Consider the following 19,357-nt stretch of genomic DNA (forward strand, 5'->3'; position numbering starts at 1 on the left):
TTTGCATCGCACGATTTTGTATCAATCTGTGTAATTCATGAACATCACCAAGGGGATCGGGTCCGACCCCACCTCGGACGCTGCGATTATACAGTCGAAGCGTGTGATGCATCTACAACACAATCCCAGATGCTCTGAATCGAATGAAGGCACATTCCATTCATGATCGCGATATGGTTGGTTTTATGCGTGCAAAACAGTTGCAACCGATCGGCGAGCGGCGTCCGAACGTCGGCGGAGACGAACTCCGGCGTAGTCAGCATCCAAACCAAGCTGTCGAGCGTCTCCAGGCCCTCCCTGGCCATTACGCGAAAGATCTCACGATCGCTCAGTATTCCGATAAATGAACCAGTGTCGTCGCATGGGCCGTCAACGACAATTAGCGCATCAACGTCTGGAGCGGCTAGAAGCCGAATTGCTTCCCGCACAGACCGATCCATACGAATATAGCGCACGCGGGAGGCTTCACTGCCAAGCTTCTGGCGCGCGCTCATGGCACCGCTCCTCTGATCTTATGGCATTTTTCACTCGCGAGCCTGGTATACAAAATATTTTCTGTCAATGGGTGGGGCGAAATATCATGCCGGAATGAGAGACAGATCTGCTGCTTTGTCGTTTCAAACTCGCGAACCGGCTTTGAAGAATCTTCCCCGCCTGGATGGCAAACAACAGTTTTCGCCTATCTGCTTGCTGCACTGCGTCATCGCGCACCCGTCCCCAGTGCAGGACCGCAACTAAAACGATTGGGACATCACACAATGCTCACGTGCGGATGCGCCGCCAGCATGTGCTTCGACCGGCACTATCGCGCATTAGGCGGCGAGGTAACTTCCTCTGCACATAAGCTTATCCGGCATCTGGGTATCGTCGAATAAGGATCCTTGCGTTTCGACGAGACGACACGCTGAGGTATCGCCAGGATTCAAATATCGTCTGCGCTCAGATCGCTGGTGCCCGTGCAAAGCAAGCAGATCGACCGCCTGGAAACACTAAGAGCGATCTCGCGGATGGAGCGAAACTACCAGCATTTGGCCACCACGCTGCAGTGCGGGATCGATTTCTCGGCAACCAACTCTTGACGATTGGTTCGCAGAGAGAGAGGCTGGTATTCCACATACCAAGCCGGCGATAAGTCCGGCGGTCAACGGCCCCTACGCTCAGCATCGGACGAAGAGCCGATCGCGTATCTCGTTTCATCAAGAGCCTATCGGAGGAAAAGCCATGTCGAGGGTGGAAACTACAACCGAGCACGTATCCGACAGTTATCGATGGGGTCAGCTCGTCATCGGCGTCATCTGCATGGTGATGATTGCCAATCTGCAATACGGTTGGACATTCTTCGTCCCCGACATTCAAAAAAAATTCGGATTTGATCGCGCCGCGATCCAATGGGCATTTACCCTGTTCGTGTTGTTTGAGACTTGGCTCGTTCCGGTCGAAGGCTGGTTCGTCGACAAGTACGGCCCACGGGTCGTAGTCCTATTCGGTGGTCTCCTTTGCGGGATCGGCTGGGTGATCAACTCCTACGCCAGCACCCTGAATATGTTCTATCTTGGCCAAGTCGTCGCCGGCATCGGCGCGGGCGCGGTCTATGGCACCTGTGTCGGCAGCGCCCTGAAATGGTTCCCGGACAAGCGTGGTCTCGCCGCCGGCATCATCGCCGCGGGGTTCGGTGCCGGCTCAGCCCTCACCGTCGCGCCGATCCAGTGGATGATCGCCGATCATGGTTTCCAGGCGGCGTTCTTCAACTTCGGCATCGGCCAGGGCCTCGTGGTCGCTGTGTTGGCTTTCTTTTTCACCTCGCCGAAGAAGGGGCAAGTTCCGGAGGCCGTCGCGAACACCAACGTCATCCAGACCCGGCGCAACTACACCCCCGGCGAAGTCGCTCGGCAGCCGATCTTTTGGCTGATGTACTTCATGTTCGTTATCGTGGGCGCAGGCGGCTTGATGATCACCGCCAACCTCAAGCCCATCGCTGCCGATATCGGCGTCGACAAGGTGCCGGTCACGATTATGGGCATCACCATGGTCGCCATCACCTTCGCAGCCACCATCGACCGCGTACTTAATGGCTTGACCCGCCCGTTCTTCGGCTGGGTCTCGGATAAGATTGGTCGCGAGAATACCATGTTCGTCGCCTTCGCCATGGAAGGCTTCGGCATCTACATGCTCTACCTCTGGGGCCATGACCCCCTGTGGTTCGTGCTGCTCTCCGGCTTCGTGTTCTTCGCCTGGGGCGAGATCTACTCCCTCTTCCCCTCGACCTGCACAGATACCTTCGGTACGAAGTTCGCTGCGACCAATGCGGGCCTGCTCTACACCGCGAAAGGCACCGCCGCGCTCCTGGTTCCGGTAGCGAACTATCTGCAGCAGGCGACCAACAGCTGGGACGGCGTCTTCCTGGTCGCCGCCGGCGCCAACATCCTCGCCTCGCTCCTCGCCATCGCGGTACTGAAGCCCTGGCGTAAGCGCGTGGTGGCGCAGGCGCTCGCTGTCTCCGACGAGACTAAGCCAGCCCCCCGCATCGTCGCGGCCTGACAGCCCATCTGAAGCGCCGAAGAAAGAGCTGCGGGGGCCGGACGCCAAGTCCTGGCCCCCGCGCCCGTTTCAGCCCACCCGATCGTCTCGCAGGAGATCTCCGATGCCGCCGACCTGGCGCCCGATGCAGACGGCCCCGCAGACCGTCAACCGGATTTGGCTTAACCACCTGACCCTAGGCCCGATTCTTGCGGAAGGCCTCCCTGGCCGCTGGTACTCCCCGAGCGCGACGCGTCAGGTCTGGCGCTGGTACCGCCCGGCCGAGCCGAACGCCCTGGAGCCCTTCAGCGGCTGGCTGCCCTACGATGCGCTCGCAGCGAACGGGATTGACGGCACCACGACGATGGACGATCCAAAGGACCGCTTCGCCATGTCATCCCACCTCGCGGGGCAGCAAGACAAGCCCGCATCCCTCAGGGTGTAGGTCGCGCGTGCGATGACAATACGGTCGGCGATGTATGCCGCATTTCCCGCCACACCCATCGTCCCATCCGGACCTCCGCATCGGCCATGTTAGACTTCGGCCACCGCCCAGGTAGGAGAGAAAGCTTGGCTGAGGCTCCACCGGTCCGACTTCTGCGCCCGCGCGAAGAGCTCGACTATAACGACACGCAGTCCGTAATCCTCCCGACGGCTGTCAGCCCGCTCGATGTCTGGAACGCTATCGCCTCGAAGCCGCGACCGCTGATGACCCTCGCCTTTCGCGTGAGGGATGCGATCGCAATCCGCTTCGGCGTCAAGGCCATCGGCGGCTTTTCCAGGGAGCGGCGGACCCATGTCTGCACGGGGGACAAACTGGATTTCTTCTTGGTGGAACAGAGTACGCCGGACATGCTCGTCCTGACCACGCGGGACCGGCATCTCGACGTCATGATCTGCTTCGCGACAGCTGGTCGCCGTCTCACGATCACCTCGTCGGTTGTGGTCCACAATGCGTTCGGCCGGGCCTACATGGCGCCAGTGGGGCCGATTCACCGGATGATCCTCGCCGCCGACCTGCGGCGCCTCGGGACGTCCCTCGCGCAAGATGCGTCTCGCTCCGGCATCTAACCCGTCACTGCGGCCCCGTGCCTGGATTTCCATGCCGCGGTCGTCCGGGCCGATGACGGACAAGCCGTATGGGCGAGCCTCGCTCCGGTACCACAAAACGGAAACGGCGCGCCTCAAGGCGCGCCGTCTTACTTGATTCAGCGGCCTGTCCGAGAACAGGCCGTTGGCGTCTCCGTTTCAGACGCCGCCTCAGACGGCGCGGGCCTGGTGCAACTGCTCGATCTGCTGCTGGGTGTAGCCAAGATCGAGCAAGACTTCGTCGGTGTGCTCGCCGAGCAGCGGGGAGGCCTTCACCTCGACCTGCATGTCGGAGAACTTGATCGGGCTGCCGACGGTCAGGTACGAGCCGAGCTTCGGGTGCGGCACCTCGACAACGGTGCCGCTGGCGCGCAGCGACGGATCGTTGGCGATCTCCTTCATCGACAGCACCGGTGAGCACGGGATGTCGAACTTGCGCAGGATATCGACGGCCTCGAACTTCGTCTTGTCGGCGAGCCAAGCCTCGATCGTGCCAAAGATGTCCATGATCTTGTCCTGGCGGGCGCGAGCGGTGTTGTAGGCCGGATCGTCGATCCACTCATCCTTGCCGATCGCCTTACAGATCGGGGCCCAGGCATGACCCTGGATCGTGAAGTAGATGTAGGCGTTCGGATCGGTCTCCCAGCCCTTGCACTTCAGCACCCAGCCTGGCTGTCCACCGCCACCCGCGTTGCCGCCGCGCGGCACCACATCCGAGAACTCGCCGTGGGGGTACTGCGGGTATTCCTCCAGGTAGCCGAGGGCATCGAGACGCTGCTGGTCACGCAGCTTGACGCGGCAAAGGTTGAGCACCGAGTCCTGCATCGAGACAGCGACCTTCTGGCCCTTGCCGGTCTTGTTCTTCTGGTGAAGCGCCGTGAGAATGCCGATCGCGAGGTGCATGCCGGTGTTCGAATCACCGAGAGCCGCGGCGCTCACAGTAGGCGGGCCGTCCCAGAAGCCAGTGGTGGAGGCCGCGCCGCCGGCACACTGCGCCACGTTCTCGTAGACCTTCAAGTCCTCGTAGTGGTGGCCATCCGAGAAGCCCTTCACCGACGCCAGGATCATGCCGGGATTGAGCTCCTGGATGCGGGACCAAGAGAAGCCCATGCGGTCGAGGGCGCCAGGGCCGAAGTTCTCGACCATGACATCGGATTGCTTGATCAGGTTCTCGAGGACTTCCTTGCCCTCAGGAGTCTTGGTGTCGAGCGTCAGGGAACGCTTGTTGGAGTTAAGCATGGTGAAGTAGAGCGCGTCGGCATCCTCGACGTGGCGAAGCTGCGTGCGCGTCACGTCGCCGGCCCCAGGGCGCTCCACCTTGATCACGTCGGCGCCGAACCAGGCCAGTAGCTGGGTACAGGCCGGACCAGCCTGGACGTGGGTGAAATCGATGATCTTGATACCCTCGAGCGGCTTGCTCATCGTGGCGTTCTCCCTGTTGGCTCAGACGATTGTCGAAGTTCGCGGCTTGCCCGGTCGATCCGGGTTCTGGGTTGGCCGGAAACCCGTGGTGGGTGATCCCGGCGGTCTGTCGCGCCTCGCCCTCAGGCGACGCGGGATTCGAGGGCCGCCAAGCGGCGGCGTAGTTCACGCTCGTCGTTCCAGCGCTGGGTTTCATCGCGGATGATCGCGGCGATACCCGTAACGGCGTTGTCGAAGCCGTGGATCAGCCCGACCGTGAAGGCGATGGAGAGCGTGTGGCCATCCTTATGGATGGCTGGGACTCGCAGGACGTCGGCACCGTACTTGGTGACGCCCGTCTTCATGGTCTTGGCATAGCCCTCCCAGTGGCGCCGGCGCTGACGCTCCGGGGTGATGAGATCGAGAGACTGACCGACCGCCTCCTCCGCCGCGTACCCGAAGATCCGCGTCGCGGCGGGATTCCACACGGTGATCGCACCGCTCGTGTCCGACACCACAACGGCATCGCCGGCTGCTGCCACCAGGACAGCAAAATCGATCGGGCTCGTCATGCGCTGACCCTCATCTCCCTGTCCGTGCTGCGGATATCGTCTCCGTCGCCCGGTTTATCGACCGGGCGGGCTCGAACCTGGGGCGAGACGATGGTCATCCATCGGCATGGAACACTCCCCTCTTTGTCCGTCAGACTTGAAGCCGTTCGATGGCGTCGGAAGGACTTGGTATTTTTCGCTGTTCCGATCGTTGGTATTTGGTATGCCAACGTAGATAAGGTGTCAACTCGCGGAGCTGACGTCAATTGCCCCAGGGAGCTCGGGCCTTGGTGACAGCGTTCTCGGATGACGCCGGCACGCTGCAGGCAACGAGAATCGGCAGGGGAGAGCCGCCATGGGTCCAGGCCCGAGCATCACGATCACTCAGATCGAGGGCTACAAGTTCGCGATCGATTTCGGTGGGATCCTGCCCCACCTCATGGTCGATGAGGCCATTCCCATCGGCAGCGGCGAAGGCCCGTTCCCCGAACAGCTCCTCGTCTCTTCGGTGACGAACTGCCTGTGCGCCAGCCTCGTCTTCGCGCTCGGTAAGTATAAGCAAGAGGCCGGCGGCATCCGGGCCGAGGCGTACTGCGAGGTCACCCGCAACGCCGAGAACCGTCTGCGCATCGCCGGCATCGCGGTCGCGATCAGCCTCGGGGCGACCGCCGACTCCGTACCCCGCATCGACCGGGTGCTGGAGCAGTTCCAGCGCTTCTGCACGGTTTCCGAAAGCGTGCAGGCCGGCATCCCCGTCGTCGTCTCTGTCCGGGACAGTGCCGGCACGCTGCTCACCTGAGCCTTATGCTTTTCCAAGAAGGAGTCGCCATGACGACATCACCGAAAGTCTCCGGCCAGAACCCGCCGATCGCCCACGAGCCGGAAGACCTCGCCCGCCTCTTCAACGAACGCGCCAATGCAGGCGACGTGGACGGCCTCGTTGCCCTCTACGAGCCCGATGCGGTGCTGGCGGCCGGGAAGGTCGTGGCCACCGGACACGGCGAGATCCGGCAATTCTATGCCGACCTCTTGGCGCGCAAGTCTGGTTTTCCGGCCGCCGAGACCCTCCCGGCGATCCGGAACGGCGATCACGCCATGACCTTCGCGCGACTGCCCAACGGGACGATCTCGGCTGAAACCGCACGGCGCCAGGCCGATGGCGGATGGCGCTGGCTGATCGATCAACTGAAGATCAAGCCCCTCCAGGCGGACAAGGCCGGTTGACTGACGCCTCCCCTCCGACTGCTTCCGAAACCCGGAGTCCCGCATGATCGATCCCCGCCTCGCCGGCCGGCTCGCCTTCGCGCACCGGCTCCCCACCAAGGAGCCTCTCCCCCCCGGTCGCCATTGTCTCGGGCTGTTCGCCGAGCGGGACGCGATCCTCGTGGTACCCGAAAGCGTCGATCCACGCCGGCCAACACCTCTCGTGGTCCTGTTCCATGGTGGTGGCGGCAGCGCAGAGAAGATCCTGCCGATGCTGGAGGCCCATGCCCAAGCGCGGGGCTTCCTACTGTTGGCACCCCAATCGATGTTCCCGACTTGGGATCTCGTCATTGGCGGCCATGGACCCGACCGCGAGCGCGTCGACGAGGCTTTGGCCGAGGTGAGCACCCGTTATCTACTCGATCCGACGCATCTGATTTTCGCGGGCCACTCGGATGGTGGCAGCTACACGCTCTCCCTCGGCCTAGCCAACGGGCATGTGGTCACCCATCTCCTCGTCTCCTCGGCCGGCTTCCTGTCCGTTCACCTGCAATCGGGCGTTCCACGGATCTTCCTTTCCCATGGAATCCGCGACGAGCAGATTCCGATCAATCGCAGCGCGCGGGTTCATGTCGCCCGGTTGCGGGAGGCCGGATACCCGGTCATGGCAGTCGAGTACGACGGCCCCCACGCCTACAGCCCAGTCATCGTCGCGCAGGGCGTCGATTTCGTTCTCGCCGCAGCATAGCTGCCGGAAACCGCAGGTAGCGCGGAGATCCATCCCGTCGAATCCGGTACGGGCCCTCTCTTCTATGTTGGTGCAGTGCATCGCGGATCGGCAACCTGCTCTGGGACCAGCGCAGTCACCACTGAACCCAGCTACCGCGGTAACCCCATCCGCCGGCGTATTCATGCCGACTGCGCCAGGGAATGCAGGCCTGCCGGACGGATCTCGCGCCGCCCTTGGCAGATCCGATGCGTGCGGTCCTGCGTGTTTGCACGATCATCCCACCATCTTGAAATATGCCCGCAATTCACAACGCAGCCTCTCGGAATTGACGATCGCGCTGATTTTAACCCGATTTTTACCAGATGAGTATTCTCTAATATTAGACTAGACTATCCTGGACTGGGGTGCATACGTGACGGAAGCAGCCGAGAAACTCGTCCTCGTGGATTCGCTCGATCAGGAAGCGGAGCGAATTCGGAATATCTTCAGCACTTCGTTCCCCCATTCGAGCGACGATCTGAATCGTCTGATTCCCGAGAACTTTACGGATACGTTGTCCCGTAGGTCTGAGCCCGCGCCGAAGGCGGAGACCGACGAGTTCGACTGGTCGATCACGCTCGCGAACATCGAAGCGATCGTCGATGCCAGTAACGCCAGCAAGAGCTCGGTGGCTGACGCGGAGCGGCGGGCCGAAATTGCCGAAGCCAAAGCCCGGGAGGCGATCCATTGGCTCCGCCTTCTCCATGAAGCCGTCCTGAAGGGGATGCCTGCTCCATCTGTCTAGGGCATCAGGCCTGCCCAGGATCATCGATTCTGCAGCGTCGCGCCGGTTGGAACGCTGGCAGCGTTGCGATCGAGAGCGACTTCGCGTGTCCCTCGGCGCTCAGCCACCGCGGCAGGGGCCGCGAAAATGATCCCCCGAAGCCTTGTGCCGACACAGCGTCCGCCAACGTCGTCGTCGATGCTTCGGGCGATTGTGGTTGATGTGACAGTGCTGACAGGAAGCGGCGAGGTTCATGCCCGCATTGTTAGCGATGGCTTGATCGCGATGCGCCGTCACCAAAACCACGCGTTCAGCGTACCTACTCGAGGCCGTCAGCTGTCCCAACCGAGACGGCGACCGCTGCGTCGGCGCAATCCCAGACCGTTGTCGTGACATCCCATCAGCGGCCATCACCAAGATGGAAGACGACCTCTCGATAAGCCGCCCACTCCCTCGCAACGATCGCGCGCTCGGAGCGGATCACGGCCGAAAGTTCCGACCAGTCGATTGCATAGGAAGCGCGGTCTACGCAGCGGATTGGCATCACCAGCAAAAGGCCACGCAGTTCGGGGACTGAAAAGTGCCCGCTCTCCGCTCAGTCCGTATTTGGCGGATGCGGGAGCGATCGAGACCGTTGGCGCGTTAATTCGCGTGGTTCGAAGGTGCCTGCCATTCCACGCCGGCATGCTCACGGATATCACCCGGTGCACTTCCGGTATCGGCATCGCTCGCCCAGCCGCTGGGTCCTGCGACATCAACGATCTCGTCTTCCGGATACGCAGCTTCCAAGAACAGCCGCGCTTCCCCTTCAGCAGCGGCCCGAACGGTCACCAAGGGCTTTGTCCCCGCGGCGGAACGGATCTTGGCAATGAACAGCTTCGTCATGGTCACCCTTCCTGAACGATCCCCCCTCTCACAGAGGGCAGCGCTGGCGAACAACAAGGGATTCCCGTCCCATCATTCAAAGTTACCGCTGACGTCTGATGGAATCGGTTGCATGCCTTGGAACGAGAACCGTAGCCGTCGCGACACAACTTGAGCTCATCACCGATGATTTTCACGATTTTCACGCGCAGCAACTTCACAGATGCAGACCCTTTGATCGGGGCGCAGACGCCAAACCATGCGTTGGATGATAGGCGGTCTGAGCGGCCCACGCTGCAATCTCGCGCTGCGCGTATCCTCATCAAGATTGCCAATTGCGAGTTGTGCCCTCGTTGACCACCCGTTGGGTGGAACACGATCGCGGGTCGTTGGCGTTCTGGGAATCCCCGATCGTTTCGTCCTGTAAATCCGATCCGTGCAACTTCCGGTACGGGTAGCTTGGCGCAACCCTGCCGAACTCCGCGTTGCGTTCGAGGGAGATTGATTCCCACACGGTCACGAAGTCAGTCCATCATCTGGCCTCGTCGCATCCGGCGGTCTCACCCGCGACATCCCCGGCTCGCCATTTCAGCGGAACTGGGGATAGCCGTCAGACCGGTTCCGTTTGGCGGTCTGCGGACGCTGCGGTCGCAACCAGTCCGAAACTTCCGCGACGGCATGCTGATACCGGCAAGATCGATCCAGGGTGAGCGATCCGTGTGCGAGGGACATGGCACAAACGTTCAGACGCCGCCTGTTCCTCGAACGGGTTTCCTGCCGGACATCTGCACAACCTCTCGCGCTTGAGGCCGAATTCACGCGGGACAACGTGGATATCGCCTGTCAGGCTCTGTCCTTGAAGCTCGTCTCGCTCGTGGAAGTGGATGATGAGAGCAACTACGCATTTCGGATCACGCGCCCCGGGCTTCTCCTGCTTGCCGGGCAGATCGAGGACGCGGCGGCGCTGATCGATCGGGGGCTAGGCATCAGGCGGCTTCCGATCCCAGCGCCTTGGGGCTTGATCGGCAACAAGCTCCGCCCCGGCGGCCCGGGAATGTCCCTGAAAGGAAGTGGACCTCGTGCCTACGCGACGCAGCTGATCCTGGCGGTCGCCTCCGGCCATGCGATCGTTCAGGGGGATGTCGTTCGCGGCAACGCGAATGCTCCACGTCCTGGCGCGTTCACCGAAGCGCCGCGCCAATCGGAGCGACTCGGAACGTCGTTGCCTTTTAGAGACTGGGGCCGAACCAAGGATCGGAATCACCCAGTGTGATCCGGGCTTGGCCGCTGCTGCCGCACGCGGTGTTCGCGCACCGGATAGGTGCCGGCCAGCGCCTCGACACTCCGTCTTGATCACCCAAGCGTCATCGAAAGGCTTGCCTGGATGTGCAAGCGGCATGTCCGATGTACGTTCAGGCCGATCAGGATTCCGCGTTAAGGAACTGCGTATTACGAATTTTCATATTGCGCTGGTCTGGAGCTCTGCCTGATTATCACCGCACTGCCGTGACCAACCCCAGCGCATGGAGGGCGCATTTCGGGGGTGAAGGATCGAGGTCACGCCACGTAGGAGATGCGAGCGTAGAATCCGCAGCGCCGCGGAAAGTCGGCGAACGCCGAGCCATCTCGGGGGCGTCGGATCGTCGGAAAGGCTCAGCGTAGGCCGCGCGCCGCCATTTCCTCGGGAGCCTGCAGCGCCGCGTCCAGACGCGCGATGAGCGTTGTCAGGTCGACTGGGCGGTAATCGCAGGCATCAGCGCCGACATCACAGGAACGGGTCGTATCCGGCAGGCAGGCATGCGTATGTCCATACAGGTGCCGGGTCTCCCGCCAGAAGCCCGGCCAGGACCGGTGCGGGTAATGCGAGAGAAAGAGCCGCAAAGCGAAGCCTTTGGAATTCTCTACGGTGATACGGGCGCTTTCCACCGGTGGCTCGCTCCAGGGCAGTTCGAGCACCCGGTTCGTATCATGATTGCCTCGCACCAAGCGCTTGATGCCATTCAGGCGAGCAAAGACAGCGGCACAATGCGCGCGGCTGGCATCAGCGGCGAAGTCACCGAGGTGCCAGACCTCGTCGGCCACTCCGACGACCGTATTCCAGCGGGCGATCAGGGCCTCGTCGTGGACCTCCACGGACCCGAAAATCTGACGTCGACGCTGAACCAGAGATGCGTCACCGAAATGCGTGTCGGCCGTGAAGTAGGTTGTCATGCATCCTGAGGACTAGTTGCGCTTCAAAGAGGAATGAAAGAGCCGGCGCTCTGCCACGCAACGAGGTTGTGCGACCTCTTTGGCGTTCAAGCTGGCGCAATGTCGCTTGTATCGAGACGACAATCTTCACGGGGTCGGCCGTTCAGCGCGCTGCCACGCGCAGGAACCCTGGCTCGTTGGCATCCATTTCCCCGACGCAGCCCTACTCAGAGCCTGTTTGAGCCCCTCCGCCGGCCGCCCCCATCTGTCTGATCTTGCAAGCGGGATTGGACGAGGTGGCCCGTTTCCTGATTCGAGCCGATCCGCCGGGCCGTCCAGAAGCGACGGCGGCGCGTCAATTGCTGGCGGGGATCGCATGGTACCTGCGAACGGGCGGAGGATGGCGGACGTTGCCGGCCGGCTTTCCGCCCTGGCGCACGGTCTACGGCTGGTTCCGGCGCTGGATCGAGAAGGGACTGTTCGAGAGCCTGATGCCGGCTCTGGCGCGCCGTCAGCGGCGGCGTTGCGGACGTCGGCCCGATCCACGGCTGGCGATCATCGACACGCAGACAGTCAAGTGCATCGGGGTACGCGGGCCGCGCGGCTACGATGGCGCCAAGAAGCTGGTCGGGCGCAAACGCGTGGCCCTGGTGGATGCCGAAGGGCACGTCCTGGCGCTGGCCGTCGTGCCGGCCAACGTGCAGGATCGCGACACCCTGCCGGCGCTGGGTGCGGACAAGCAGGCGTGGCCCAGCCTGCGTCCGGCTCTCCTTGACGGTGCCTTCATAGGCCGAGCGCTGCAAAAATGGTGCAACCTTCGAGGCATGCGCCATCGCGTGGTCTAAACGCAGCCGGACCAGAAGGGCTTCGTCGTGCTGGAGCGACGCTGGGTCGTAGAAAGGACCTTCGGCTGGCTCAGTCACTGGGGCGGCCGACACCGTGAGCGCGCTGGTCGCCTCGACGTCGCAAAGGGTCGCCTCGCCTGCGTCGCTAGCCTCATGGCCGCCAACGCCCTCAAGAATCCCGCCTGAAATCATGATCTCAAACAGGCTCTGAGGCGGACGCGCGCCCCGTCTCCGCCGGGTTCAGCGGACTTGGCCGGGCCGGACCGCTGGAACGAACGTGGGTTGTCTCCCATGCCGGCAGTCGCCGCACGGCTTCGTGAAGCAGTGAGTGAGCTGGGCATGGTCTACAGACAGCGCCTGTTGCCTCCCTGATGGCCGCGTCGTCCTCAGGGTCACCGGGTCCTCGGACGGAGGCGGCCAGCACCGTACGGGCAATTCCATGGTTCATACCGGCTACGACCCCGCCCTTGTGGCGCTCTCGATCGCCATCGCGGTCTTCGCTTCTTACACGGCGCTCGACCTCGCCGCGCGGATCCGCGGCGCGACGGCCGGCCTGCGCTGGGTCTGGGTCGGCGCCGCCTCCCTCGCGATGGGGGGCGGGATCTGGGCGATGCACTTCGTCGGCATGCTCGCCTTCGAGATGGGCGCTCCCGCCACCTATGATCTAAGCATCACGGCCCTGTCGCTGCTCGTTGCCGTGACCGCCACAGCGGCGGCCTTCGGCTGGGTCGCGATCCGAGGAACTTCGCTCCAGTCGCTCCTCGTCGCTGGGCCTCTGATGGGCCTCGGCGTTGCCGCCATGCACTATGCCGGCATGTCAGCGATGCGGGTCCCGGGCAACACGGTCTACGATCCGGCCATGGTGGCCGCCTCGGTCGCCATCGCGGTCTCGGCGGCGACCGCCGCTCTATGGCTCGCCTTCCGCCGCAACCGTCTCTGGCAGAAGCTGATCGCCGCCTGCATCATGGGGCTCGCCGTGGCCGGCATGCACTACACCGGCATGGCAGCGGCCAGTTTCACCCTTACGGCGGGCGGCGCCCCCGCGGCGCAGCGGGCGATGCCGGCGGCCGGCCCGCAGAACCTCGCCCTGGCCGTAGCGGGCGTGACTTTCGTTATCCTGTTTCTCGCAATGATGGCGGGCTCCCTCGAACAGGGACGGGTTCAACGACGCCTGCACGTCAGTGAGGCGCGGTTCCGCTCCGCCGTCAGGGCGGTCCACGGCGTCATGTGGAATACCAACGCGGCGGGCGAATTCATGGAGGAGCAGCCCGGCTGGGAGCAGATCACCGGGCAACCCTTCGTGGAATATCGTGGCGGCGGGTGGACGCGCGTCTTGCACCCCGACGACGCGGAGAATGCCCGCCTCGTCTGGGAATTGGCGGTCCGAACAGGCACGCCCTACGTCGTCGATCAGCGCGTGCGTCACCCGGACGGCGGCTGGCGCCATTATGCGGTGCGCGCCGTGCCGGTACACGACCTCGACGGTGCGATCCGGGAATGGGTTGGCGTCCATGTGGACGTCACCGAGCGGCATGCCTACGAAGCGGCGCTGCGGGAGGCGCGCGACGCAGCTGAGGAAGCGAGCCGGGCGAAGAGCCGCTTCCTCGCCAACATGAGCCACGAACTGCGAACCCCGCTCTCCGCAGTCATCGGCTATGCCGAGATGCTCGAGGAGGAGGCGGAAGACCTCAGGCAAGACAGCTTTCTTGCCGATCTCGGCAAGATCCGCACGAATGCTCAACACCTGCTCGGTCTGATCAACGACGTGCTCGACCTATCGAAGGTCGAGGCCGAAAAGATGGACGTGTATGCCGAGGACATCATCGTTGAGGCGTTCGCGCGTGACGCCGCCGCGACCGTCGAGGCACTGGTGGCCAAGAAGGGCAACCGCCTCGTTGTCGACCTCGCATCGGACCTCGGCGAGGCGCGCACCGACGCGGTGAAGCTGCGCCAGTGCTTGTTCAATCTGATCGGCAACGCCGGCAAGTTCACCGAGGAGGGGACCGTCACCCTCCGAGTCCGGCGCCACACAACGGCGACGGAAGATTGGCTGAGCTTTGCCGTCGCCGATACCGGCATTGGCATGTCGCCCGAGCAGGTGGCGGGGCTGTTCCAGCGCTTCGCCCAGGCGGACGAGACAACAACGCGCAAGTACGGTGGAACCGGCCTTGGCTTGGCCTTGACCAAGGCGTTCGCCGGCCTGATGGGCGGGGATGTCGTGTTGGAGAGTGCCGAGGGGCGAGGGACGACTTTCACCCTGACCGTGCCGGCCGTTCTCCCCGCCGTCGCGGTTTCTGACATTTCTGAGCCCGATGAGCGGTCCGAGCACGGGGCCGGGGGCAACCGGGGCCTCGTGCTCGTCGTCGACGATGAGGCGAGCCAGCGGGACCTCATGGCGCGCTTCCTGGTCCGGCAGGGGTTCTCGGTGCGAACGGCCGGCGACGGCCGGGCCGGCCTCGACTTGGCGCGCACCCTGTCGCCCCGGGTCATCCTGCTCGACGTGATGATGCCAGAGGTCGACGGCTGGACCGTCCTGGCAACCCTGAAGGCCGATGCGGCGACCCGCGACATACCGGTGGTGATGGTCAGCTTCGTGTCCGATGCGGCGCTTAGCGAGTCGCTGGGAGCAGCCGATGCGCTGCCCAAACCGGTCGATTGGGGACGCCTGAAAGCGGTACTCAGCCGGCTCGGCCCTGTGGGCGGCGGGGTGCTGGTGGTGGACGACGATGCGGGAATGCGCGAGCGCCTGCGCCATGTGCTGGAGCGCGACGGCTGGTCGGTGCGTGAAGCCGGCGACGGGGTCGAGGCCCTGGCGCGGGTTCACGAGACGCGCCCCGCCGTGATCCTACTCGACCTCACCATGCCGGTCATGGACGGCTTCTCGTTCCTCCTACGGCTGCGTGCTCTCACCGACTGCAGCGACATCCCGGTGGTGGTGCTCAGCGCCCGGGATATCTCTCCGGCCGAGCGTAACGAACTCACCGGCGTCGATCGCGTCGTACGGAAGGGGGATGCCAGCCTGCAGGAGTTGGCCGCCGAAATCGCACGGCTCGGACAGCCTGCGGAGATGTCGCCCGTCGAAACCTTGGGAGGCAGCCGGCAGAGCGGTTGACCAGCAAGAAGGCAGCGTCCACCCGGTCAACTGCGCGCGCTGGCGCGGGACGAGGTCCGGCTTCACCAGAACTTCGGGCGGACCGCCATCCTCCGCCTCGACCTGCGCGAAGGCCTGGGCACGACACGCTCGAGGCCCACGTCGACCGTGGTCAGGCGATAAGGAGGCCGGGCTGACCCCGCGATGTGGTCGTAACCGGCGCCCAGCACGCCCTCTGGACAGCGTAGACAGAATTTCGACCCTCAACGCGTCGATGGCGCTCATTGCCGCCAGATCGTTCTGGCAGCACAGGCCATCCGGCCCGATGGCGAAGGCATAGAGTGCCCTCACCGCCGCGGACCCGCCGCCGTGGTGGTGGTCTCCCTGCGCCCGGGCGCAGTCCGTGATGCCGAGTTCAGCGAGGCCTTGTCGGAAGGCGGCCTCACGGCGCTCCTGGGCAAGCGTTCCCAGCCAGCCCGCGATGTAGCCGAAGCGACAGGCGCCCTGCTCGTACAGATGCTGCGCGATCGTGTCGCTGGCCCCATGGTCGTTCGGCCACCACCGTGCGGACCCAGCGATTGGTGACCGAGGCGTTCATCGATCACGATTGGGAACGCCGAAGCGCGTCACGGCTTCGGGGGTATTCACCGAGAGCGCACCGAGCATGGCGTCAACCTGATTGTCCGACAGCAGGTCCACGGCCGAGGCGAGCACCCCCTCCATCCTCGACCAAGACGAGCATGACCCACTGTCCCTCCGTTGGCGGACGCGTCCTGAGCATCTGTCGAACGCCCCTAACGGCACCTGCGCGGAGCGCAAGGCATCCCTGCGCGTCTGGCTGCATCGCTATGCAACATCCGCTGCAGCGCACAGTTGTCGGGACACGCCTTTCGAAACCGCGGCGAGGCCCCCGGCCATGATCGCGACTCCTGACATGCTTCCCCCCTTCGCACCCGGAGATTCGCATGAGCCTCGCATCTGCCCTCGGCCTCACCTCGGTTCGAAAGGTTCGCTACGCTTTCGTCGCCCTCGGCGACATCACCCAGGAGGCGATGCTGCCGGGTGTGGCACACACCGGAAACTCCGAAGTGGTGGCTTTCGTCACCGGGGATCCGGAAAAGGCGCGGGGTGTCGGCAAGCAGTATGGCGTCACAAATTCCTATGGCTACGAGCAATTCGGCGAACTCGTCGACTCGGGCAAAATCGACGCGCTCTATATCGCCACCCCGAACTGGCGCCACGCGGAGTTCGCGATCCCCGCCCTGAAAGCCGGCATCCATGTCTTGGTGGAAAAGCCCCTGGAAATCTCGACAGCGAAGTGCCGCGAGATCCTCGACGTCGCGAAGGGCTCGCCGGCGAAGCTGATGGTGGCCTACCGGCTGCATTTCGAGCCCGCAACCCTCGCGACCATCGACCTGATCCGCTCTGGCAAGCTCGGCGACCTGCTGACCTTCGCCTCGACCTTCACCCAGATGGTCTCGCCTGAGAACCACCGGGCTCGCAGTGGCATTGAGGCCGGACCCATCTTCGACATGGGTCCTTACCCAGTGAACGCCGCCCGCTACGTTTTCGGGTCGGAGCCGACCGAAGTGGTCTCCGCCGTCGGCGTACGCCACCCTGAGGCAGGTCTCGGCGATTTCGACGACACGGTCGCCGTGACCTTACGCTTCCCGGGCAACCGCTTGGCGCAGTTCGTCCTATCCTATGTGGGCAATACGCTCGACACCTACACGGTGGTGGGTACGAAGGGGAGCGTCGAGGTAAACCCCGGCTACATGTACGGCAAGTCTCTCGAACGCACCGTTACCATCGGTGGAAGTAAGACCCACGAGAGTTTTAAGAACACAGACCATTTCGGTGGTGAACTGCGCTACTTCTCCGACTGCATCCTGAACGACCGCCACCCCGAATGCGACGGCGAGGAGGGCTATGCCGACGTGCGGGTCCTGGAAGGCATCGCCAAGGCGCTGAGGACCGGCGAATCCGTCCACCTCGATCCGTTCGACCGGAGCAGGCGGATCGACACCGACGCCCAGCGCCAGACGCTCCGCGCCAAGGCATCGCCCGAACTCGTCAACACGTCGAACCCTGGCAAAGGGAAGGAGAAGGTGCCGAAGAACTGATCGCAGCTCGTTCTCGCCCCCCCCGTACCGGACCCTAGAACCATGATCGCATCTACGAGGCCCGAGTGGGCCCCGATTCAAGGCCGGACCGGCACGCCCGGCCTAGAAGCGGCGCTGACCGGCGGAAGCCAGCGATGAGCGTCGTCGATCTCCGACAGACAACTCCTCTGGAAGCCGCGGCCGCGGCGGATCGCATGCCCGGCCTGCCGGCGCCTGCGTCGCATCCGAACCTTATTCTCGTCGCGCTGGCGACCGGGGGCTTCGCGATCGGCACCACCGAATTCGCCGCCATGAGCCTACTGCCCGCCTTCGCCCCCGATCTTGGGATCGATGCCGCCACGGCGGGCCATGTCATCAGCGCCTACGCCCTTGGCGTCGTGGTGGGCGCTCCCATCATCGCCGTGCTGGCGGCTCGCGTCGCACGGCGGACCCTCCTCGTCACCTTGATGGTTCTGTTCGCTCTCGGTAACGGATTGTCGGCGCTAGCTCCGAGCTACTCTTGGATGCTGGCCTTCCGTTTCCTCGCCGGACTGCCGCACGGCGCCTATTTCGGGGTGGCAGCCCTGGTCGCCGCCTCGCTTGTCCCGCGCGAGCGGCGCTCGCAGGCGGTTTCGCGGGTCATCGCGGGCCTGACCATCGCGACGGTGGTTGGGGTGCCGCTGGCCAACGGCATCGGCCAACTCGTCGGCTGGCGCTGGAGCTTCGGTCTGGTGACCCTCCTCGCCACGGTGACCGCGATCCTGGTTCGGATTCACGCCCCTCTCGGCGCACCGGCCCGGGGGGCCAGCGCCCTGCAGGAGCTTGGGGCTCTGCGGCGCGGTCAGGTCTGGCTGACCCTCGCCACCGGTGCCATCGGCTTCGGCGGGCTGTTCTCCGTCTACACCTATCTGGCTTCGACGATGCTGGAGGTCACCCACGCATCGCCGAGCGCCATCCCGCCGGTGCTTGCCCTGTTCGGCCTGGGCCTCACCCTCGGGAATCTCGTCTGTGCCTGGGCGGCCGATCGAGCGCTGATGCTCTCGGCCGGCGCGACCCTGGTCTGGAGCGCCTGCGCACTCGCTCTCTATCCCTACGCCACCGGGAGCCTCTGGACTCTCGGGCCGGTCGTCTTTCTCATCGGCTGCGGTGGCGGACTCGCCACGATCCTGCAGACCCGCCTGATGGATGTCGCCGAGGATGCACAGACGCTTGCAGCCGCTCTGAACCACTCCGCCTTCAACGTCGCCAACGCTCTCGGACCCTGGCTCGCAGGGTTCGCGCTCACGGCGGGGTTCGGCCTCCCCTCCACCGGCTGGGTTGGCGTCGCCCTGGCCTTGGGCGGTCTGGCGATCTGGGCGGCGTCGTTCCTCATGGAGCAACGCGTCGAACACCGGCTTGCCATCGACAGGCCGTGAAAGCAGCGAAGCCTGCGTTCCTTGCGGGATCGCGACGTCGCGGCGGTCGGCCCCGTGTGCGAGCCCGTATTACGCTGGTTCTCCATGGGTTCGGGGCGACGGCGAGCGACGGGACATGATAGCAGACGCTGCCTTTCGACATGCAGCATGAGGGACCGGACGATGGTGGGAGGCGAGGACGATCTGCTGAGATTTCTCGATCGCGACGCGGCGGATGCAGTCTTCCGCGAGCATGTTGCCAGAGCGACGGAGGCAGCGCCGTCGGCCGATGAAAAGGTTTCCATGGCGTCACCTGCGGTTTCCTTGATGATCACCAATCGTCAGAGAGCCGATCTCCGGGCCCTTGGATTTTCGGAGGATACCATTCGGTGCATGACGCCGGCCGAAGCGCATGAGCACCTTGGGCTCGACAAGCCCGGACGCTAGCGGATCGAATCCACGGCATGCCGATGCTCGACGGCGGGACGACCCTGCGCCGCAGCACTGGCAGTCTTCTGGGGATACTGAGCCGACACGGACTACCAGACCGCGCCGATCGGCGCATAAGCTCCGCCCCGGATCGCCCCGGTACGGGTTCGCGCGATCGGAGGCCTGCT

General features: G+C 64.0%; 17 protein-coding genes and 1 pseudogene. 13 read left to right on the top strand and 5 right to left on the bottom strand.

Annotated elements, in window-relative coordinates; translation table 11 throughout:
• Window positions 1-86: 86 nt before the first annotated feature.
• Complete coding sequence (locus ASG51_RS08475; RefSeq protein ID WP_056354647.1) at window positions 87-494, bottom strand: CBS domain-containing protein; 408 nt, start codon at window positions 492-494, stop codon at window positions 87-89.
• Window positions 495-1,221: 727 nt separating this feature from the next.
• Between ASG51_RS08475 and oxlT the strand changes: the two genes are divergently transcribed.
• The 3 genes from oxlT to ASG51_RS08490 all read left to right on the top strand — a co-directional run bounded on the left by oxlT (window position 1,222) and on the right by ASG51_RS08490 (window position 3,588).
• Window positions 1,222-2,538, top strand: a complete 1,317-nt coding sequence (oxlT, locus tag ASG51_RS08480; protein WP_056277899.1) for an oxalate/formate MFS antiporter — start codon at window positions 1,222-1,224, stop codon at window positions 2,536-2,538.
• A 103-nt stretch (window positions 2,539-2,641) separates the two neighbouring features.
• On the top strand, window positions 2,642-2,962 hold the full coding sequence (locus ASG51_RS08485) for a hypothetical protein (RefSeq protein WP_056354644.1): 321 nt from the start codon (window positions 2,642-2,644) through the stop codon (window positions 2,960-2,962).
• A gap of 125 nt (window positions 2,963-3,087) precedes the next feature.
• A complete protein-coding gene (locus ASG51_RS08490; RefSeq protein ID WP_056354640.1) occupies window positions 3,088-3,588 on the top strand; it encodes a DUF2867 domain-containing protein in 501 nt (166 codons plus the stop codon).
• A 189-nt stretch (window positions 3,589-3,777) separates the two neighbouring features.
• On the opposite strand, the gene frc is transcribed toward ASG51_RS08490, so the two are convergent.
• Both frc and ASG51_RS08500 read right to left on the bottom strand, forming a co-directional pair.
• Window positions 3,778-5,028: a formyl-CoA transferase gene (gene frc, locus ASG51_RS08495; protein WP_056217950.1), complete on the bottom strand. Its 1,251-nt coding sequence runs from the start codon at window positions 5,026-5,028 to the stop codon at window positions 3,778-3,780.
• 122 nt (window positions 5,029-5,150) lie between these two features.
• Window positions 5,151-5,579, bottom strand: coding sequence for a PAS domain S-box protein (locus ASG51_RS08500; protein WP_056354638.1), 429 nt, complete (start codon window positions 5,577-5,579; stop codon window positions 5,151-5,153).
• Between the two features lie 334 nt (window positions 5,580-5,913).
• On the opposite strand from ASG51_RS08500, the gene ASG51_RS08505 reads away from it, so the two are divergent.
• The 4 genes from ASG51_RS08505 (at window position 5,914) to ASG51_RS08520 (ending at window position 8,275) form a co-directional block, all read left to right on the top strand.
• Entirely contained in the window at window positions 5,914-6,357 is a 444-nt protein-coding gene (locus ASG51_RS08505; RefSeq protein ID WP_056380233.1) for an OsmC family protein, read from the top strand.
• A 29-nt stretch (window positions 6,358-6,386) separates the two neighbouring features.
• Window positions 6,387-6,782: a nuclear transport factor 2 family protein gene (locus tag ASG51_RS08510; protein ID WP_056380235.1), complete on the top strand. Its 396-nt coding sequence runs from the start codon at window positions 6,387-6,389 to the stop codon at window positions 6,780-6,782.
• A 43-nt stretch (window positions 6,783-6,825) separates the two neighbouring features.
• On the top strand, window positions 6,826-7,509 hold the full coding sequence (locus ASG51_RS08515; RefSeq protein ID WP_056380237.1) for an esterase: 684 nt from the start codon (window positions 6,826-6,828) through the stop codon (window positions 7,507-7,509).
• A 394-nt stretch (window positions 7,510-7,903) separates the two neighbouring features.
• Window positions 7,904-8,275: a hypothetical protein gene (locus ASG51_RS08520; protein WP_156389633.1), complete on the top strand. Its 372-nt coding sequence runs from the start codon at window positions 7,904-7,906 to the stop codon at window positions 8,273-8,275.
• Window positions 8,276-8,896: 621 nt separating this feature from the next.
• Here ASG51_RS08520 and ASG51_RS23280 read toward each other — a convergent pair.
• Window positions 8,897-9,139: a hypothetical protein gene (locus ASG51_RS23280; protein WP_082513933.1), complete on the bottom strand. Its 243-nt coding sequence runs from the start codon at window positions 9,137-9,139 to the stop codon at window positions 8,897-8,899.
• Window positions 9,140-9,848: 709 nt separating this feature from the next.
• On the opposite strand from ASG51_RS23280, the gene ASG51_RS23995 reads away from it, so the two are divergent.
• Entirely contained in the window at window positions 9,849-10,391 is a 543-nt protein-coding gene (locus ASG51_RS23995; RefSeq protein WP_156389634.1) for a hypothetical protein, read from the top strand.
• Window positions 10,392-10,771: 380 nt separating this feature from the next.
• On the opposite strand, the gene ASG51_RS08525 is transcribed toward ASG51_RS23995, so the two are convergent.
• Window positions 10,772-11,329: a metallophosphoesterase family protein gene (locus ASG51_RS08525; protein ID WP_056380240.1), complete on the bottom strand. Its 558-nt coding sequence runs from the start codon at window positions 11,327-11,329 to the stop codon at window positions 10,772-10,774.
• A gap of 275 nt (window positions 11,330-11,604) precedes the next feature.
• Here ASG51_RS08525 and ASG51_RS08530 point away from each other — a divergent pair.
• The 5 genes and pseudogenes from ASG51_RS08530 (at window position 11,605) to ASG51_RS08550 (ending at window position 19,187) form a co-directional block, all read left to right on the top strand.
• Window positions 11,605-12,339: pseudogene (locus tag ASG51_RS08530) on the top strand (IS5 family transposase).
• Between the two features lie 253 nt (window positions 12,340-12,592).
• The gene (locus tag ASG51_RS08535) at window positions 12,593-15,265 is read left to right on the top strand and encodes an MHYT domain-containing protein (RefSeq protein ID WP_056380243.1); all 2,673 of its coding nucleotides are present in this window, start codon (window positions 12,593-12,595) and stop codon (window positions 15,263-15,265) included.
• A 944-nt stretch (window positions 15,266-16,209) separates the two neighbouring features.
• Window positions 16,210-17,367 carry a Gfo/Idh/MocA family oxidoreductase gene (locus ASG51_RS08540; RefSeq protein WP_056275894.1) on the top strand — a complete coding sequence of 386 codons (1,158 nt, stop codon included), beginning with the start codon at window positions 16,210-16,212 and terminating at the stop codon, window positions 17,365-17,367.
• Window positions 17,368-17,561: 194 nt separating this feature from the next.
• Window positions 17,562-18,761, top strand: a complete 1,200-nt coding sequence (locus tag ASG51_RS08545) for an MFS transporter (protein WP_056275905.1) — start codon at window positions 17,562-17,564, stop codon at window positions 18,759-18,761.
• Window positions 18,762-18,923: 162 nt separating this feature from the next.
• On the top strand, window positions 18,924-19,187 hold the full coding sequence (locus ASG51_RS08550) for a hypothetical protein (protein WP_156389636.1): 264 nt from the start codon (window positions 18,924-18,926) through the stop codon (window positions 19,185-19,187).
• Window positions 19,188-19,357: the final 170 nt, after the last annotated feature.

The organism is Methylobacterium sp. Leaf465, assembly GCF_001424705.1.
In the GTDB taxonomy this organism is placed as follows: Bacteria; Pseudomonadota; Alphaproteobacteria; order Rhizobiales; family Beijerinckiaceae; genus Methylobacterium.

Excerpts from the sequence above, each read along its gene's own strand:
- ASG51_RS08545 (WP_056275905.1), top strand. The coding sequence starts at position 17,562 with ATGCCCGGCCTGCCGGCGCCTGCGTCGCATCCGAACCTTATTCTCGTC.
- ASG51_RS23280 (WP_082513933.1), bottom strand. The coding sequence starts at position 9,139 with ATGACGAAGCTGTTCATTGCCAAGATCCGTTCCGCCGCGGGGACAAAG.
- ASG51_RS08510 (WP_056380235.1), top strand. The coding sequence starts at position 6,387 with ATGACGACATCACCGAAAGTCTCCGGCCAGAACCCGCCGATCGCCCAC.
- ASG51_RS08535 (WP_056380243.1), top strand. The coding sequence starts at position 12,593 with ATGGTTCATACCGGCTACGACCCCGCCCTTGTGGCGCTCTCGATCGCC.
- ASG51_RS08550 (WP_156389636.1), top strand. The coding sequence starts at position 18,924 with ATGGTGGGAGGCGAGGACGATCTGCTGAGATTTCTCGATCGCGACGCG.
- ASG51_RS23995 (WP_156389634.1), top strand. The coding sequence starts at position 9,849 with ATGGCACAAACGTTCAGACGCCGCCTGTTCCTCGAACGGGTTTCCTGC.
- ASG51_RS08475 (WP_056354647.1), bottom strand. The coding sequence starts at position 494 with ATGAGCGCGCGCCAGAAGCTTGGCAGTGAAGCCTCCCGCGTGCGCTAT.
- ASG51_RS08485 (WP_056354644.1), top strand. The coding sequence starts at position 2,642 with ATGCCGCCGACCTGGCGCCCGATGCAGACGGCCCCGCAGACCGTCAAC.
- ASG51_RS08525 (WP_056380240.1), bottom strand. The coding sequence starts at position 11,329 with ATGACAACCTACTTCACGGCCGACACGCATTTCGGTGACGCATCTCTG.
- ASG51_RS08540 (WP_056275894.1), top strand. The coding sequence starts at position 16,210 with ATGAGCCTCGCATCTGCCCTCGGCCTCACCTCGGTTCGAAAGGTTCGC.
- frc (WP_056217950.1), bottom strand. The coding sequence starts at position 5,028 with ATGAGCAAGCCGCTCGAGGGTATCAAGATCATCGATTTCACCCACGTC.
- ASG51_RS08505 (WP_056380233.1), top strand. The coding sequence starts at position 5,914 with ATGGGTCCAGGCCCGAGCATCACGATCACTCAGATCGAGGGCTACAAG.
- ASG51_RS08500 (WP_056354638.1), bottom strand. The coding sequence starts at position 5,579 with ATGACGAGCCCGATCGATTTTGCTGTCCTGGTGGCAGCAGCCGGCGAT.
- ASG51_RS08515 (WP_056380237.1), top strand. The coding sequence starts at position 6,826 with ATGATCGATCCCCGCCTCGCCGGCCGGCTCGCCTTCGCGCACCGGCTC.
- oxlT (WP_056277899.1), top strand. The coding sequence starts at position 1,222 with ATGTCGAGGGTGGAAACTACAACCGAGCACGTATCCGACAGTTATCGA.